The organism is Streptomyces stelliscabiei, assembly GCF_014873495.1.
GTDB classification, from domain to species: Bacteria; Actinomycetota; Actinomycetes; order Streptomycetales; family Streptomycetaceae; genus Streptomyces; species Streptomyces bottropensis.
In genome coordinates this window covers 2,414,484-2,431,606 of the sequence record NZ_JADBGF010000001.1, presented here as the reverse complement: position 1 = coordinate 2,431,606, position 17,123 = coordinate 2,414,484, and the positions used below count along the sequence as shown (strand labels likewise).

Genomic DNA, 17,123 nt, shown 5'->3' with positions numbered 1-17,123 from the left:
CAGAGCTTCGCGGTAGCGTCTGGGCATGAGCGACTCTTTGCCCGAGGTCGAGGCCGGGGTGGAAGCAGTGGTTCCGGCGGCGGCCGACGAGTCCGTCCCCGCGTCGGAGCCCCGGGTCGCCGAACCCGGGGACGACCCCGCCGGCCCGGCCCCGCTGAACGTGCCCCGCACCCCCACCGGCCACCCCGAGGTCGACACCGCCCTCGACCGGCTGGCCGACGCCGACCACCTCGCGACCGACGGCCATGTGGAGGTGTACGAGGATGTACACCGGGGGCTGCGCGACGCGCTCACCGCGCTCGACGCCCGCCCGGGACCTCCGGGGCCCCCACGGCCATACGAGAGCAGGAGCTGAACCCACCGTGGCAGGAGTCGCACGCCGCCGTCTGGACGCCGAACTGGTCCGGCGGAAGCTCGCGCGCTCGCGTGAGCACGCGAGCCAGCTGATCGCCGCCGGGCGGGTCACCGTCGGCAGGACCGTCGCGACGAAGTCCGCCACCCAGGTGGAGACCGCCGCCGCGATCGTCGTCGTGGCCGACGACGGCGACCCGGAGTACGTGTCCAGAGGCGGCCACAAGCTCGCCGGCGCCCTCGCCGCCTTCGTGCCGCGGGGCCTGGCCGTCGAGGGCCGCCGCGCGCTGGACGCCGGCGCCTCCACCGGCGGCTTCACCGACGTCCTGCTGCGGGCCGGCGCCGCGCACGTCGTCGCCGTGGACGTCGGATACGGACAACTCGCCTGGACTCTGCGCAGCGATGAACGCGTCACCGTCAAGGACCGTACGAACGTACGCGAGTTGACGCTCGAAGCGATCGATGGGGAGCCTGTGGATCTTGTCGTGGGGGATCTGTCCTTCATCCCGCTCGGCCTGGTGCTGCCCGCACTGGTGCGGTGCGTGAAGCCGGACGCCGATCTGGTGATGATGGTCAAGCCGCAGTTCGAGGTGGGTAAGGAGCGGCTGGGCAGTGGGGGAGTGGTACGGAGTCCGGAGCTGCGCGCCGAGGCGGTGCGCGGGGTGGCCCGGCGGGCCGGGGAGCTGGGGCTCGGGGTGGAGGGTGTGACGGCCAGTCCGCTGCCCGGACCCTCGGGCAATGTCGAGTACTTTCTGTGGCTGCGTGCCGGCGCTCCCGCGCTGGACCCGGCCGACGTCGACCGAGCAGTGGCGGAGGGGCCGCGTTGAGCAAGGACCGATCTCGAACCGTTTTCCTGCTCACCCACACCGGGCGGCCGGCGGCGATCCGCAGTGCCGAACTCGTCGTCAAGGGGCTGCTGCACCACGGCATCACGGTGCGTGTTCTGGAGCACGAGGCCGAGGACATCCCGGTGCCGGAGGAGGTGGAACTCGTCAAGGAGGCCACCCCGCAGTGCCTCGACGGGTGCGAGCTGCTGATCGTCCTCGGCGGTGACGGCACGCTGCTGCGCGGCGCCGAGTTCGCCCGCGCGTCCGGGGTGCCGATGCTCGGCGTCAACCTCGGCAGCGTCGGCTTCCTCGCGGAGGCCGAGCGGGACGACCTGGACAAGGTCGTCGACCGGGTCGTGACCAGGGCGTACGAGGTCGAGGAGCGGATGACCGTCGACGTCGTCGTTCATCAGAACGGGGACATCGTCCACACGGACTGGGCGCTCAACGAGGCGGCGGTGCAGAAGGCGGGCGCCGAGAAGCTGCTGGAAGTCGTCCTGGAGATCGACGGCCGGCCGGTGACCGGGTTCGGGTGCGACGGGATCGTCCTGTCGACGCCGACCGGGTCCACGGCGTACGCGTTCTCGGCGGGCGGGCCCGTGGTGTGGCCCGAGGTGGAGGCGCTGCTGATGGTGCCGATCAGCGCGCACGCGCTGTTCGCGAAGCCGTTGGTGACGTCACCGGATTCTGTTTTGGCGGTGGAGGTCCTGCCGCACATCCCGCCGGGGGTGCTGTGGTGCGACGGGCGGCGGACCGTGGAGCTGCCGCCGGGGGCGCGGGTCGAGGTGCGGCGAGGGGCCGTGCCGGTGCGGCTGGCCCGGCTGCATCACGCGTCGTTCACGGACCGGCTGGTGGCCAAGTTCGCGTTGCCCGTTTCCGGGTGGCGGGGGGCTCGGCACTAGCGCGAGGTGAGGGGGCGGGGACCGTCGGGACCGCGGGCTCGTCGTGGTGGTCCGCGCCCGCGCGGCGGAGCCGCGTATCGACACCGTCCCGCGCCCCTTCCCGAGCGCGCCGTAGCTCTCCGGGGTGACATAGGTGCCGGGGCGCGTCGCGGTCCGCCTCCCCGACCTCGTATGGTCGTGTCCGTGTTGGAGGAGATGCGGATACGGTCGCTCGGAGTCATCGACGACGCTGTCGTCGAGTTGTCGCCCGGCTTCACCGCCGTGACGGGTGAGACGGGCGCGGGCAAGACCATGGTGGTCACCAGCCTCGGCCTGCTGCTCGGCGGGCGGGCGGACGCGGCGCTCGTGCGGATCGGCGCGAAGAACGCCGTCGTGGAGGGCCGGATCACCGTGCCCGAGGGCGCGTCGGCGATTCTGCGGGCCGAGGAGGCCGGGGCCGAACTCGACGACGGGGCGCTGTTGATCAGCCGTACCGTCTCCGCCGAGGGACGGTCGCGGGCGCACCTGGGCGGGCGTTCGGTGCCGGTGGGCGTGCTCGCCGAGCTGGCCGACGAACTGGTCGCCGTGCACGGGCAGACCGACCAGCAGGGGCTGCTGAAGCTGTCCCGGCAGCGGGCGGCGCTCGACCGGTACGCGGGGGACGCGGTCGCCGTGCCGCTCACCAAGTACGGCGAGGCCTACCGCCGGCTGCGAGCCGTGGCCGGCGAACTCGACGAGATCGTCACCCGCGCGCGTGAACGGGCCCAGGAGGCCGACATGCTGCGCTACGGCCTCGACGAGATCGCCGGAGTCGAGCCGCGGGCGGGTGAGGACGTGGAGCTGGCCGAGGAGGCCGAGCGGCTCGGGCACGCGGAGGCGCTGGCGTCCGCCGCCACGGCCGCGCACGCGGCGCTCGCGGGCAACCCCGAGGACCCGGAGGGCGTGGACGCCACCACGCTCGTCGCGGGCGCGCACCGGGCGCTGGAGGCCGTGCGGTCGCACGACCCGGCGCTCGCGGCGCTCGCCGAGCGGATCGGGGAGATCGGGATCCTGCTGGGCGACGTGGCGGGGGAGCTGGCGGGATACGCCGACGACCTGGACGCCGACCCGCTGCGGCTGGCGGCCGTGGAGGAGCGGCGGGCCGCGCTCACCGCGCTGACGCGGAAGTACGGCCAGGACATGACCGCCGTGCTGTCGTGGGCCGAGGAGGGAGCCCAGCGGCTCACCGAACTCGACGGCGACGACGAGCGGATCGAGGAGCTGACCGCCGAGCGGGACGCGCTGCGGGGGGAACTGGGCGGACTCGCGCAGGCCCTGACCGACGCGCGCACGGAGGCAGCCGACCGGTTCGCCGCCGCCGTCACCGCGGAGCTGGCCTCGCTCGCGATGCCGCACGCGCGCGTGTCGTTCGAGATCCGGCAGAGCGTTGATCCCGAGGGCGTCGAGGTGGACGGGCGTACGGTCGCGTACGGGCCGTCGGGCGTCGACGAGGTCGAACTGCTGCTCGCCCCGCACCCGGGGGCGCCGCCCCGGCCCATCGCCAAGGGCGCGTCCGGGGGTGAGCTGTCGCGGGTGATGCTGGCCGTCGAGGTCGTCTTCGCCGGGACCGACCCCGTGCCGACGTACCTCTTCGACGAGGTCGACGCCGGTGTCGGCGGCAAGGCCGCGGTCGAGATCGGCCGGCGCCTCGCCCGGCTCGCCCGGTCGGCACAGGTCGTGGTCGTCACCCACCTGCCCCAGGTGGCCGCCTTCGCCGACCGGCAGCTGCTGGTGGAGAAGACCAACGACGGGTCCGTGACCCGGTCCGGCGTGAAGGTCCTGGAGGGCGAGGAGCGGGTGCGGGAGCTGTCGCGCATGCTCGCCGGCCTGGAGGACTCCCAGACGGCGCGCGCACACGCGGAGGAGCTGCTGGCGGCGGCCCGCGCGGACGCGTAGGGCCGGACCCCGGCCGCCGCTCCGTCGGCCCTGAGCGAACAGGGCCGGGGACAGGGCGGGAAGGAGCGCGGCGGGAGGGGCGCGGAGGGGCAACCTCGTACGGGAGTTCACTCGTGTGGGTGACCCTGGGTCCGAGGTTGCCCGCCCCTCCGGTTCTCGCTCCGTCCGGCTGTGCCGGAACACCCTTGCGGCCTGGCATCCTTGGACAGGAGCGACGTAGCAGGACGTGCCGCGTGGACCGTGCGGAAGTACCTCGAACGGTCCACCCCCACCGGCCGGTCCTTCGGTACGTTTCTTCGTGACCGTCCGACCCCGAGCCAGGAGCCCCGGCCACGTGAGCCACGTGAGCAGCCACTCACCGCACGGCCAGTCGCCGCTGCGAACCGTACAAGTGCTCGGCGGTGGCAGCGCGGTGAGCAGTGCGCATGTGCGGTCGCTGGCCTCGGGACTGGTCGCCCGGGGCGTGCGGGTCACCGTGTGCGCCCCCAGTGACGCCGACGGCCGGTACGACTTCACCGGCGTCGGTGCCCACCACGTCCACGTGCCCCGCAGCAGCGACCCCGCCTCGGTGGCCAGCCTGCGCAGCGCCTGCGCGGACGCCGACCTGGTGCACGCGCACGGCCTGCACGCCGGCTTCCGCGCCACCCTCGCGCTCGGCCAGCGCACCACCCCGCTCGTCGTCACCTGGCACACGCGTTCGTACGCGGAGGGGGCGCGGGCGCATCTGCTGCGGCTGCTGGAGCGCCGGGTCGCCAAGGCCGCGGCCGTGGTCCTCGGCACCTCCTCCGACCTGGTCGACCGGGCCCGCAGCCGGGGCGCTCGCGACGCCCGGCTCGCCGCCGTCGCCCTGCCCGCGCCGGGCCGGACCGGCACCGGCGACGACCAGGACCGGCCCGCCTGCAAGGTCCGGGCCGAACTGGGCGCCACGGCACGCCCGTTGCTCATGGCCGTCGGTGCGCTCGACCGCCACCGGGGATACGACACCCTGCTCGACGCCGCCCGGGCCTGGCGCGGCCTCGACCCGGCACCGCTGCTCGTCGTCGTGGGCGAGGGGCCGCTGCGGAGCGTCCTGCAGCGCCGTATCGCGCAGGAGGAGCTTCCCGTACGGCTGGCCGGGCGGCGCGACGACGTGGCCGAGCTGATCGCGGCCGCCGACGTCGCGCTGCTGCCCGGCGGCCCCGAGGCCCGTCCCGTCCTCGCCCAGGAGGCGCTCCGCGCGCGCGTGCCGCTCGTCGCCGCCGCCGTCGGATCGGTGACCGACCTGGTCGGCGACGGCGCCGAACTCGTCCCGTACGGCGACGCGGGAGCGCTCGCCGCGGCCGTCACACGCCTGCTCGACGACCCGGCCCGCTGTGCGGGACTGCGCGAGCGGGGCACGCGGCAGGCCGCCACCTGGCCGACCGAGGACGAGACGGTGGCCCAGGTGCTCAGCGTCTACGACGAGTTGACCCGGCCGCGGCCCCTCGGCTGACGCACACCGGCCGACCCGCGCCCGAGGGGGTGCACCCTCACGAGACGTGCCGACGTGCCCGCAGGGCCAGGCTCAGGGCCAGGACGGCCTGGGGGTCGTCCAGGTCGGTGCCGAGGAGTTCGCCGATGCGGGCGAGGCGGTTGTAGAGCGTCTGGCGGTTGAGGTGCAGTTCACGGGCCGTCTCCGCCTTCCGGCCGGCGTGCGCCAGATAGGTCTCCAGGGTCGGCAGCAGCGGGGGTTTGGCGCGGTCGTCGTGGTCGCGCAGCGGACCGATCGCGCGGTCCACGAAGGCGGCGAGGTCGGGGTGGTCGCGCAGCCGCCACAGCAGCAGGTCGATGTCCAGGCGCCGGGCGTCGTACCAGGGGCGGTCGGCCAGGCCCTGCGCGGCCGTCGCGGTCTCCGCCGCGTGCCGCAGGCCCGCCGAGGCGGCCGCCCAGCCGCCGGGCACGCCCACGACCACCACGGGCGGCCGTCCGCCCGGCCGGCGCATCCCGGCCCGCTCCGCGCCGGCCCGCAGCGCCGCCGCGGCCCGGTCGGCGATCGCCGGGCGCTCCGACTCCGCGCGCAGGCCCAGCAGCAGCGGGACGCGGCCCTCCACGGGGCGTACGCCGAGCAGGAGGGGCGCACCCACGCAGGCCAGCTCCTCGGCGACCGCGCGGGCGAGGACGGCCCAGCCGCCCCCGTCGGGGGAGAGACCGTCGGCGAGCTTCATCACGACCGGGAGCAGGGGGCCTGAGCCCGGCCGGAAGCCGAGGACGCGGGCCTGCGCGGGCGCGTCCTCCGCCCGGACCCGGCCCTCGGCGAGATCGGTGAGGAAGTCGCCGCGTCCGCGCGCCGCCAGCTCCTCCTCCTGGCGGGCCTGCATCAGGACGACGGCGAGGACCCCGGCCGCGCGCTCGGCCGCCATCCGGTGCACGGGGGCCAGGGGGCCGACGACCGGGAGGAGGACCAGGCGGGCCCGGACCGAGCCCGTGCCCGGACCGCCGCCGGGCACGTCGACGAGGGTCGTCCCGGCCGGCGGTGCGTCCTGGTGCCGGTCGCGCACCCCCTCCCACACCTGGAGCGGATCGGTGTCCGCCGGGCCGGCCCCGGCGGCGTACAGGAGCTGGCCGTCGGCGGTCTCCAGGAAGACCGGGTTGCCGCTGAAGGCGGCCAGGATGTCCAGGACCTGGGGGATGCCGCCCCCGCCGAGCAGGGCCTCGGTGCAGCGGCGGTGCACCTCCTCGGCCTGCTGGAGGAGCGCGTAGTGGCCGTTGACGATCTCGGTGTGGATCTCCTCGGTGACCGTCACGAAGGCCACCTCACGGTGCAGCTGGACAAGGGGCAGACCGGCTGAGCGCGCCGTCTCCACGAGGGCCGCCGGGAGCCGGGCGAAGCGCGGGCCCAGTTCGACGACCAGGGCCGAGATGCCGCGCTCGGCGAGGGTCCGCACGAACGCGCGCTGGTCGGCGGGGCGGGTGCCGAGCCCGTACCCGGTGGTCAGCAGCAGCTCGCCGCCCTTGAGGAGCGAGGCGATGTTCGGGACCTCGCCCGCGTGCACCCAGCGCACGGTCCGCTCCAGCCGGTCGGCGCCCGCCAGGACCTCCGGCAGTCCGCCGCGCAGACCGGGCAGCTCCAGGGCCCGCCGCACGGTGATACCGCCCTGCGCCTCGCGGCCGTCACCTGGTGCGCGGCTGTCACGGGTGTCCATGCAGCGGACGGTACCCGGTCGTCAGGCCGGGGGGATGTTGTGGTTGTAGCGGAAGACGTTGTCGGGGTCGTACCGGGCCTTCACCGCCGTCAGCCGCCGGTGGTTGTCGACACCGACACCGGCCACCACACGGTCGGCGCCCTCGTCGCCGACGAAGTTGAGGTAGACCGCGCCGGTGCTCCACGGCCGTACGTCGGCGCGCACGTCCCGTACCCACCGCACGCACCGCTCGTCGTCCGCCGGATCCGACCAGACACCGAAGGGATGCACGACCCAGGGGGCGTCGCGGTACGGCACCGGGTATTGGCGGGGGCCGTCGGCGATGGCGCCGCCCAGGGGGAAGAGCACGTGCTGGGTGCCGGTCGGCACGGGCATCGTCCAGGCGCGGGTGGTGAGGACGTCCACCACCGCGTCCGGCAGACCGGTCAGATGCTCCGCCGACCAGTAGTTCCGCATCCCCGGCGGGTCGTCGATCATGCACTGCACGTCCGCGTACGGCATCGCGCCGACGATCTCGGCCTCGTGCGGCATCGCCAGCAGCGGCTGCGCGGTCTTGAGCATGTCGTCCTCGGTGCCCGCGTACGTCAGCAGGACGCCGCAGACCAGCCTGCCCACCAGGTGTTCGGGCACGAACTCCTCGGGCGGCCCGGTGAAGTACAGGACACCGCCGCTCGCCTCCCGCGGGCCCGTCTCGATGACCTCGCGGTAGACACGCATCACCTCAGGGCCGTGTTCCGGGAGGTAGAGCAGCAGGGCGATGGCGAACGCGGGCAGTTCGTGCAGCCGGAGGGTGAGCGTGGTGGCCACGCCGAAGTTCCCGCCGCCGCCGTGCAGCGCCCAGAACAGGTCCGGGTTCTCCTCGGCGCTCGCGTGGACCGCCTGACCGTCGGCGGTCACCAGGTCGACGCCGAGCAGGTTGTCGACGGCGAGCCCGAAGGTGCGGTCCAGCCAGCCGCTGCCGCCGCCGAGGACGAAACCGCCGACGCCCGTGGTCGACGCCCGGCCGCCCGTGGTCGCCAGGCGGTGGGGTTCGGTGGCGCGGTCGAGATGGCTCATGGTGGCGCCGCCCTCGACGCGGGCGCTCAGGGAGCCGGGATCGACCGTGACGGCGTGCATCCGGCGCAGGTCGATGACGAGCCCGTTGTCGTTGAGGGCCATGCCGGCCACGCTGTGACCGCCGCCGCGCACCGCGATCGGCAGGTCCAGGTCACGGGCGAAGCGCACGGAACGGACGACGTCGGCCTCGTCCGCGCACTGCGCGATCACGGCCGGACGCCGGTCGATCATGGCGTTGAAGACCGTACGGGCGTCGTCGTACCCCGGATCCTCCGGCGCGAACACGTCGCCGGTCAGATCCTCACGCAGCGCGGTGAGAGCCGCGCGCGCCTTCGAGAGGGGAGCCATGGCGAGCCGCCCCCTTTCGCTCGGGGGACTGGGCTCCTTCCAGGCTAGGCGGGGGCGGTGGATCGGTCCTGTTCGGCGGAGCCACCCGTACCGGCGGGCGCGAACGGTTGCCGTACGCGCCCGCCCGCGCGCGGGACCGCCGCCGCGCGCCCCGGTCCGCCGTCGCGCGCGCCGGACCGGAGGGCGCGTTCAGCCGCCGTACGCCCCCGAAGCGGTCAGCCGCAGGGCCGTGTCGATGAGCGGGACGTGGCTGAAGGCCTGCGGGAAGTTGCCGACCTGACGCTGGAGGACCGGGTCCCACTCCTCGGCGAGGAGACCCAGGTCGTTGCGGAGGGACAGCAGCTTCTCGAAGAGCTTGCGGGCCTCGTCCACGCGGCCGATCATCGCCAGGTCGTCGGCCATCCAGAACGAGCAGGCGAGGAACGCGCCCTCGTCGCCGGGCAGCCCGTCCACGCCCTCCTGCGCGCCGGAGGTCGGGTAGCGCAGGATGAAGCCGTCCGGGGTCGACAGCTCGCGCTGGATCGCCTCGATGGTGCCGATGACCCGCTTGTCGTCCGGCGGCAGGAACCCCATCTGCGGGATCAGCAGCAGCGAGGCGTCCAGTTCCTTGGAGCCGTACGACTGGGTGAAGGTGTTGCGCTCCTTGTCGTACCCCTTCTCGCACACGTCCCGGTGGATGTCGTCGCGCAGCTCGCGCCACTTCTCCAGCGGGCCGTCCGCGTCACCGGACTCGATGAGCTTGATCGTGCGGTCCACCGCGACCCAGGCCATGACCTTGGAGTGCACGAAGTGCCGGCGCGGACCGCGCACCTCCCAGATGCCCTCGTCCGGCTCGTCCCAGTGGTCCTCCAGGTAGCGGATCAGCTTCAGCTGCAGGAGGGAGGCGTAGTCGTTGCGGGCCAGGCCCGTCATGTGGGCCAGGTGCAGGGCCTCGGTGACCTCGCCGTACACGTCCAGCTGGAGCTGGTGCGCGGCGCCGTTGCCGACCCGCACCGGGGCGGAGTTCTCGTACCCGGGCAGCCACTCCAGCTCGGCCTCGCCCAGCTCCCGCTCGCCGGCGATGCCGTACATGATCTGCAGGTTCTCCGGGTCGCCGGCGACGGCCCGCAGCAGCCACTCGCGCCAGGCGCGGGCCTCGTCGCGGTAGCCGGTGCGCAGCAGCGAGGAGAGGGTGATGGCCGCGTCGCGCAGCCAGGTGTAGCGGTAGTCCCAGTTGCGGACGCCGCCGATGTGCTCCGGGAGCGAGGTGGTCGGCGCGGCGACGATGCCGCCGGTGGGCGCGTACGTCAGGGCCTTCAGCGTGATCAGCGAGCGGACCACGGCCTCGCGGTACGGGCCGTGGTACGTGCACTGGTCCACCCAGTCGCGCCAGAACTCCTCCGTGGCGACGAGCGAGGGCTCGGGCTCCGGCAGCGCCGGGGGCTGCTTGTGCGAGGGCTCCCAGGAGATCGTGAAGGCGATCCGGTCGCCGGGCGTCACCGTGAAGTCGGCGTAGGTGGTCAGCGCCTTGCCGTACGTCTCGCACTCGGTGTCGAACCACACCGAGTCCGGTCCGGCCACGGCCACCGTGCGCCCCTCGTGCTTGTGCACCCAGGGCACCACCCGGCCGTAGGAGAACCGCATCCGCAGAGCCGAGCGCATCGGCACGCGGCCGCTGACGCCCTCCACGATCCGGATCAGCTGCGGGGCGCCGTCACGGGGCGGCATGAAGTCCGTCACACGGACCGTGCCGCGTGGGGTGTCCCACTCGGATTCCAGGATCAGCGAGTCGCCGCGGTACCGGCGGCGGGAGGCCGTCGGCGGTTCGGCGTCCGCGGCATGCGCGGGGCCCAGTCTCCAGAATCCGTGTTCCTCGGTGCCGAGCAGTCCCGCGAAGACGGCGTGGGAGTCGAAGCGGGGCAGGCACAGCCAATCGACCGTGCCGTCCCGGCAGACCAGCGCCGCTGTCTGCATGTCTCCGATGAGTGCGTAGTCTTCGATGCGCCCGGCCACGTGCAACTCCAGTCGAACGGCCACGTCGTCGCCCCCCGAGGGGCGGTCGCTGTGCGGTGTGCGGTCAAGGGACCCATGGGATCGACAAAGGAACCATGTGTCCAGAGTGATCCAAGGGACGGTGTCGTGCGATGTCGCTCAACGATCCTCAACGCAAATGAGGCGATCGTTGCTCAACGGACTGACGAGCTCTCATGATTGCCGGAGACGGGCTGGGGTGGTGCCGTCGCGCCGGCCGCGCTCGGCAGCGAGTGTCCGAAGAGGATACGACGCAGCGGAGGGCTCCGCGTCCCGCTCCGGGCAACGCGAGTGAGCCGAACGGGTGAGCAAGGGGTGAAGGCCGTCGGGGATTCGCCGATGGTCGTACGACGTCCGTGTCGGCCCGTGCGCGGAGCGTGGCCGGAAGCGATCGTGTTCTGTCGCTGATACCCTGGTAGCCCGTGGACCGGTGGGCGCCCAGTCGAAAAAAGTCGCACGAGGGACCCCCGAACCGCAGCGAAGGCACCCCCGACGGATGAGTTCGGGCGGCGGCCGACCCGCATACCGAACCGCGACCACGGGAGCCCCCTCTTGGCCATGCCGCCCGCTGCTTTTCGAAACACGACGACCAAGCACATCTTCGTCACCGGGGGTGTCGCCTCCTCGCTCGGCAAGGGTCTGACCGCCTCCAGCCTCGGCATGCTGCTCAAGGCCCGCGGTCTGCGCGTCGTGATGCAGAAGCTCGACCCCTACCTGAACGTCGACCCGGGCACGATGAACCCCTTCCAGCACGGTGAGGTGTTCGTCACCAACGACGGCGCCGAGACCGACCTGGACATCGGCCACTACGAGCGCTTCCTCGACCGTGACCTCGACGGCTCGGCCAACGTCACCACCGGCCAGGTCTACAACACGGTCATCGCCAAGGAGCGGCGCGGCGAGTACCTCGGCGACACCGTGCAGGTCATCCCGCACATCACCAACGAGATCAAGCACCGCATCCGGCGCATGGCCTCCGACGAGGTGGACGTCGTCATCACCGAGGTCGGCGGCACGGTCGGCGACATCGAGTCGCTGCCGTTCCTGGAGACCGTCCGGCAGGTCCGCCACGAGGTCGGCCGTGACAACGTCTTCGTCGTCCACATCTCGCTCCTGCCGTACATCGGGCCGTCGGGAGAGCTGAAGACGAAGCCCACCCAGCACTCGGTTGCGGCCCTGCGCAACATCGGTATCCAGCCGGACGCGATCGTGCTCCGCTGCGACCGTGAGGTGCCGGCCGCGATCAAGCGCAAGATCTCCCTGATGTGCGACGTCGACGAGGACGCCGTGGTCGCGTGCCCCGACGCCCGGTCGATCTACGACATCCCGAAGACCGTGCACCGCGAGGGCCTGGACGCCTACGTGGTCCGCAAGCTGGACCTGCCGTTCCGTGACGTGGACTGGACGACCTGGGACGACCTGCTCGACCGCGTCCACAACCCGCTCCACGAGATCAACCTCGCGCTGGTCGGCAAGTACATCGACCTGCCCGACGCCTACCTCTCGGTCACCGAGGCCCTGCGCGCGGGCGGCTTCGCCAACAAGGCCCGCGTGAAGATCAAGTGGGTCACCTCGGACGACTGCCGGACCCCGGCCGGCGCCGCGGCCCAGCTCGCCGACGTCGACGCCATCTGCATCCCCGGCGGCTTCGGCGACCGGGGTGTCTCCGGCAAGGTCGGCGCCATCCGGTACGCCCGCGAGAACAGGATCCCGCTGCTCGGCCTCTGTCTCGGCCTGCAGTGCATCGTGATCGAGGCCGCGCGCAACCTGGCCGACATCCCGGACGCCAACTCCACCGAGTTCGACTCCGCCACCGCGCACCCGGTCATCTCCACCATGGCCGAGCAGCTCGACATCGTCGCCGGTGAGGGCGACATGGGCGGCACCATGCGGCTCGGCATGTACCCGGCCAAGCTGGCCGAGGGCTCGATCGTGCGCGAGGTGTACGACGGCAAGGAGTACGTCGAGGAGCGCCACCGTCACCGCTACGAGGTGAACAACGCCTACCGCGGGGAACTGGAGAAGAAGGCCGGCCTGCAGTTCACGGGCACCTCGCCCGACGGCAAGCTCGTCGAGTACGTCGAGTACCCGCGCGAGGTCCACCCCTACCTGGTCGCGACCCAGGCGCACCCCGAGCTGCGCTCCCGTCCGACCCGCCCGCACCCGCTGTTCGCGGGGCTGGTGAAGGCGGCCGTGGAGCGCAAGACCGGTAAGTAGAAACCGGGCGGCGCCGGAGCTTGTACGGTGACCGGGGTACGCGTCTTTCGGGACGTGTGCCCCGGTTTCTTTTGTGTAGGTGTGGGAGGACGAGTCGACATGACGATCAAGGACATCGCCGAGCAGTGGGAGGTCCGGGCGAGCGAGACGCCGTTCGTCGGCAAGAAGACCTCCGTGCGCACGGACGACGTGGTCATGCCCGACGGGTCGGTCGTCCGCCGCGACTACCAGGTGCACCCCGGGTCCGTCGCCGTCCTCGCCGTCGACGACCAGGACCGGGTGCTGGTCATCCGGCAGTACCGCCACCCCGTCCGCGAGAAGCTGTGGGAGATCCCGGCCGGGCTGCTGGACGTGCCCGGCGAGAACCCGCTGCACGCCGCCCAGCGCGAGCTGTACGAGGAGGCGCACGTCAAGGCCGAGGAGTGGCGGGTGCTGACCGACGTCTACACCACGCCCGGCGGCTGCGACGAGGCCGTGCGGATCTTCCTGGCCCGGGACCTCTCCGAGGCCGATGGTCGGCGGTTCGAGGTGGAGGACGAGGAGGCCGACATGGAGTTGGCCCGGGTGCCGCTGGACGAGCTGGTGCGGGGGGTGCTCGCGGGGGAGCTGCACAACAACTGCCTGGTGGTGGGCGTGCTTTCGCTGGTGGCGGCGCGGGCGCAGGACGGCGTCGAGGCCTTGCGCCCCGCCGAGGCGGCCTGGCCCGCGCGGCCCTTCGAGGCGTAGGACGCACGGGGCCGTCGCCTCCTGCGAGGGCATGCGGGCCGTCTCCGCGGCACCCCGAGGGCACCGGTCGTACGATCTGCTGATCCGATCGAGCGACCTCACCGCCCCGCTCCGCCCGGATCGTCGCAGAGCGTGAACTAGGCTCGGGAATCGCCCGCACCGGAGTCCCGGCGGGCTTGCTCGTGCGGTGGGACGGGAGAGTGGCCCGTGGCGGATCAGGCGGTGGACCTCGGGGGTGCCCGGGTGTCCGGAACAGGGCGGCCCCCGGCTGTCGAGGCCGCCCCCACGGACAGTCAGTTCCTCGGCCGGACACGCGAGTTGAAGGAACTGCGGGCCGACATCGACCGCGCGGGGCTCAACACCCTCGCCGGCCGCAAGGCGCCCCACGCGCGCGTGCTCCTCATCGCCGGCCGGCCCGGTTCCGGCCGCACCGCGCTCGCCGAGGAACTCGTCCGGCAGGTTACCGATGGTTACCCCGACGGGGTGCTACGGACCCGGCTCACCGAGCCCGACGGCACCCGCGTGCCCGTCGAGCGCGCGGCGCGGGAACTGCTCGGGGAGCTGGGGCTGCCGGCGCCGGCCGGCGCCGACGAGGACGACCTCGGCGAAGCCCTGCGGGAGGCGCTCGCCGACCGCCGGGTGGTGCTCCTGCTGGACGACGCGGCCGACGCCGAACAGGTCGACGCGCTGCTGCCGGCCACCCCCGACTCCCTGGTCGTGGCGGTCTCCGGGGGGCCGCTGACGGGCATCTCCGACGTCCGCCCCTGCACCCTGGGCGGACTGGACACCAAGTCCGCCGTGGACCTGCTGGAACGCTTCAGCGGCTCGGTACGCATCACCGTGGACCCTCGCTCGGCCGAGGGGCTCGCCGAGGTGTGCGGGTCCCAGCCCGCCGCACTGCGGCTCGCCGGCGGCTGGCTGGCCGCCCGGCCGACCGTGGCCGTCTCCGACCTGGCCAAGCAGCTGCGCGCCGAGGACGGCGACAGCCCGCCCCTCGCCCGGGTGCTCAAGCTGGCGTACGCCTCGCTGCCGCCCGCCGCCGCCCGGATACTGCGGCTGCTCGCCCTCGCCCCGGCGGGCCTGGTCGACCCGCACATCGCCTCCGGACTCGCCGGCTGCTCGGTCGGCGCGGCCCGCACCACGCTGGACGACTTCGTGGCCCTCGGCTTCCTGCACCAGGCCGACACGGCGCTCCCGCAGTACGAGGTCCCGGGCTGCCTCCAGCCGCTGCTGTGGTCCCTCGCCGAGAGCCAGGAGCGGCCGGGTGAGCTGCGGCTCGCCCGCGCGCGGATGCTGGAGCGGACGGTACGGCTGCTCCAGTCCTGCCGGGCCGTCACCGAGACCGACAGCCCGCTCGCCCGCGAGAAGCTCCTCGCCATGCCCAAGGCGCTGCGGTTCCCCACCCCCCGGGCCGCCGAGGAGTGGCTGCGCGCCCGGCGGCCCGCGCTGCTGGCCGCGGCCCGGCTCGCGGTCGCCGACGGGGAGCTGGACACCCTCGCCCGGCGGCTGATGTCCCAGCTGGTCCGGGCCATGGTCGCGCACTTCGGCACCCAGGCCGCGGCCCCCGACCTGTACGGCATCCACGGGCTCGTCCTCGATGTCGCCGAGCGCCGCGCCCTGCCCCGCGAGGCGGCGGCGGCCCTGCTGAACCTCGGCGACCTGGACGCCCGCACCGGCCGTACGCAGGCGGCACTGGCCCGCTACCGGGCCGCGCTCGACGCCGGACGGCGGGCGAACGACCCGTACGCGACCGGCCGCGCGATGGAATCCGTAGGCGGTGCGCACCAGGAGCTGGAGGACTACGACCGGGCCGCCGACTGGTACGGCCGCGCGCTCGCCCAGCGGCTCGCCCGGGACGAGCGCGAGGACGCAGCCCGGCTGTACGGCCGGATCGCCACCGCGCACACCTACGCGGGCCGCTACGGCGAGGCGCTGCGCAACTGGAGCTCGGCGCTCACCGGCCACCGCAGACTCGGTGATGTGGGCGCCCAGGCACGGGCGTTGGGCGAGATGGCGCGCGTCCAGGAGTACGCGGGGCGGCCCGAGGAGGCGCTGCGGACGTGTGAGGAGGCGGCTCAGTGGGCCCGGCGCGCCGACGACACCCGGTTGCAGGCCGCGATCCAGCTGCGGACCGCCGACACCCTGGAGCGGCTCGGCGATCCGGCGGCGGCCCGGCTGCACCGGGCGGCCGCGGAGCGGCTCCTCGGAGACGGGGCTTCGGACCCCGAAACCCATGAGATCGAGCCGGAACAGGACGCTAACGCCTGCGAAATCCGTAGTGCATCCCCGAAAGATTGATGCATTGAAAGGCTAGACAGCGGGGACACCTTCATTAAACTGGCTACGCCGCCGGTTCTCCTGCGGTGTCTCCCGGTGCGCTCCGATGCGTACGGGTATGTCCTGCACTGCGTGGGCATGTGCCGCCGTACGGGCGAGCCCCCACACACCCTCCGAGTCAAGGACCGTGATCGACGTGAAGGTCGGCATCCCCCGCGAGGTCAAGAACAACGAGTTCCGGGTGGCCATCACCCCCGCCGGTGTGCACGAGCTGGTGCGCCACGGCCATCAGGTCGTCATCGAGCAGGGCGCCGGTGTCGGCTCGTCGATCCCGGACGCCGAGTACGTCGCCGCCGGCGCCGAGATCCTCGCCACCGCCGACGAGGTGTGGGCCACCGCCGACCTGCTGCTCAAGGTCAAGGAGCCCATCGCCGAGGAGTACCACCGCCTCCGCAAGGACCAGACGCTCTTCACGTACCTGCACCTGGCCGCCTCCAAGGAGTGCACCGACGCCCTCGTCGAGTCGGGCACGACCGCGATCGCGTACGAGACCGTCGAGCTGCCGAGCCGCGCGCTGCCGCTGCTGGCGCCGATGTCCGAGGTCGCCGGCCGGCTCGCCCCGCAGGTCGGCGCCTACCACCTGATGCGTGCCAACGGCGGCCGCGGGGTGCTGCCCGGCGGTGTGCCGGGGGTGCTGGCCGGCCGGGCCGTCGTCATCGGCGGTGGCGTGTCGGGCTGGAACGCGGCGCAGATCGCCATCGGCATGGGCTTCCACGTGACCCTGCTCGACAAGGACATCAACAAGCTCAAGGAAGCCGACAAGATCTTCGGTACGAGGATCCAGACGGTCGTCTCCAACGCCTTCGAACTGGAGAAGGCATGCCTGGAGGCCGACCTCGTCATCGGTGCCGTCCTCATCCCGGGCGCCAAGGCCCCGAAGCTGGTCACCAACGAGCTGGTGTCGCGGATGAAGCCCGGAAGTGTCCTTGTCGACATCGCGATCGACCAGGGCGGCTGCTTCGAGGACTCCCGGCCCACCACCCACGCCGAGCCGACCTTCCCGGTCCACGGATCGGTCTTCTACTGCGTCGCCAACATGCCCGGCGCGGTGCCCAACACCTCCACCTACGCGCTGACCAACGCCACGCTGCCCTACATCGTGGAACTCGCCGACCACGGCTGGGCCGAGGCGTCGCGCCGCGACCCCGCGCTGGCCAGGGGCCTCAACACCCATGACGGCAGGGTCGTTTACCGCGAGGTCGCCGAGGCGCACGGCCTGGAGCACGTCGAGCTGGCGTCGCTGCTCGTCTGACCCGCCGCCCGGCGAGAGCCGT

Annotated in this window: 12 protein-coding genes; 9 read left to right on the top strand and 3 right to left on the bottom strand. The window is 73.1% G+C overall.

All coding sequences use genetic code 11. From position 1 onward, the window contains the following. Positions 1–25 precede the first annotated feature (25 nt). The 5 genes from H4687_RS10615 to H4687_RS10595 all read left to right on the top strand — a co-directional run bounded on the left by H4687_RS10615 (position 26) and on the right by H4687_RS10595 (position 5,465). Positions 26–355, top strand: a complete 330-nt coding sequence (locus tag H4687_RS10615; protein WP_179860159.1) for a hypothetical protein — start codon at positions 26–28, stop codon at positions 353–355. 7 nt (positions 356–362) lie between these two features. Further along, positions 363–1,178 (top strand): TlyA family RNA methyltransferase, encoded by an 816-nt coding sequence (locus H4687_RS10610; RefSeq protein WP_050398493.1) that lies wholly within the window; start codon positions 363–365, stop codon positions 1,176–1,178. Then, positions 1,175–2,080: an NAD kinase gene (locus H4687_RS10605; protein WP_050398494.1), complete on the top strand. Its 906-nt coding sequence runs from the start codon at positions 1,175–1,177 to the stop codon at positions 2,078–2,080. The genes H4687_RS10610 and H4687_RS10605 overlap by 4 nt, the downstream gene beginning before the upstream one ends. A 171-nt stretch (positions 2,081–2,251) precedes the next feature. Further along, positions 2,252–3,994 (top strand): DNA repair protein RecN, encoded by a 1,743-nt coding sequence (gene recN / locus H4687_RS10600; RefSeq protein WP_179860160.1) that lies wholly within the window; start codon positions 2,252–2,254, stop codon positions 3,992–3,994. Between the two features lie 334 nt (positions 3,995–4,328). Next, a complete protein-coding gene (locus H4687_RS10595; protein WP_046916256.1) occupies positions 4,329–5,465 on the top strand; it encodes a glycosyltransferase family 4 protein in 1,137 nt (378 codons plus the stop codon). Positions 5,466–5,502: 37 nt separating this feature from the next. Here H4687_RS10595 and H4687_RS10590 read toward each other — a convergent pair whose 3' ends face one another. The 3 genes from H4687_RS10590 to H4687_RS10580 form a co-directional block, all read right to left on the bottom strand. Next, positions 5,503–7,155, bottom strand: a complete 1,653-nt coding sequence (locus tag H4687_RS10590) for a PucR family transcriptional regulator (protein WP_046916257.1) — start codon at positions 7,153–7,155, stop codon at positions 5,503–5,505. A gap of 21 nt (positions 7,156–7,176) precedes the next feature. Next, positions 7,177–8,559 (bottom strand): FAD-binding oxidoreductase, encoded by a 1,383-nt coding sequence (locus tag H4687_RS10585; RefSeq protein ID WP_046916258.1) that lies wholly within the window; start codon positions 8,557–8,559, stop codon positions 7,177–7,179. Between the two features lie 189 nt (positions 8,560–8,748). Then, a complete protein-coding gene (locus tag H4687_RS10580; protein WP_046916259.1) occupies positions 8,749–10,551 on the bottom strand; it encodes a glycoside hydrolase family 15 protein in 1,803 nt (600 codons plus the stop codon). Positions 10,552–11,127: 576 nt separating this feature from the next. Between H4687_RS10580 and H4687_RS10575 the strand changes: the two genes are divergently transcribed. The 4 genes from H4687_RS10575 (at position 11,128) to ald (ending at position 17,101) form a co-directional block, all read left to right on the top strand. Beyond that, positions 11,128–12,786, top strand: a complete 1,659-nt coding sequence (locus H4687_RS10575) for a CTP synthase (protein ID WP_005484920.1) — start codon at positions 11,128–11,130, stop codon at positions 12,784–12,786. Positions 12,787–12,885: 99 nt separating this feature from the next. Then, the gene (locus tag H4687_RS10570; RefSeq protein WP_046916260.1) at positions 12,886–13,512 is read left to right on the top strand and encodes an NUDIX domain-containing protein; all 627 of its coding nucleotides are present in this window, start codon (positions 12,886–12,888) and stop codon (positions 13,510–13,512) included. A 207-nt stretch (positions 13,513–13,719) separates the two neighbouring features. Continuing rightward, positions 13,720–15,810, top strand: coding sequence for a tetratricopeptide repeat protein (locus H4687_RS10565; RefSeq protein WP_046916261.1), 2,091 nt, complete (start codon positions 13,720–13,722; stop codon positions 15,808–15,810). Between the two features lie 166 nt (positions 15,811–15,976). Continuing rightward, positions 15,977–17,101 (top strand): alanine dehydrogenase, encoded by a 1,125-nt coding sequence (gene ald / locus H4687_RS10560; protein WP_005484924.1) that lies wholly within the window; start codon positions 15,977–15,979, stop codon positions 17,099–17,101. Positions 17,102–17,123: the final 22 nt, after the last annotated feature.

Coding starts and splice junctions, on each gene's coding strand:
- H4687_RS10590 (WP_046916257.1), bottom strand. CDS start 7,155: ATGGACACCCGTGACAGCCGCGCACCAGGTGACGGCCGCGAGGCGCAG.
- H4687_RS10575 (WP_005484920.1), top strand. CDS start 11,128: ATGCCGCCCGCTGCTTTTCGAAACACGACGACCAAGCACATCTTCGTC.
- H4687_RS10585 (WP_046916258.1), bottom strand. CDS start 8,559: ATGGCTCCCCTCTCGAAGGCGCGCGCGGCTCTCACCGCGCTGCGTGAG.
- H4687_RS10570 (WP_046916260.1), top strand. CDS start 12,886: ATGACGATCAAGGACATCGCCGAGCAGTGGGAGGTCCGGGCGAGCGAG.
- H4687_RS10615 (WP_179860159.1), top strand. CDS start 26: ATGAGCGACTCTTTGCCCGAGGTCGAGGCCGGGGTGGAAGCAGTGGTT.
- recN (WP_179860160.1), top strand. CDS start 2,252: ATGGTCGTGTCCGTGTTGGAGGAGATGCGGATACGGTCGCTCGGAGTC.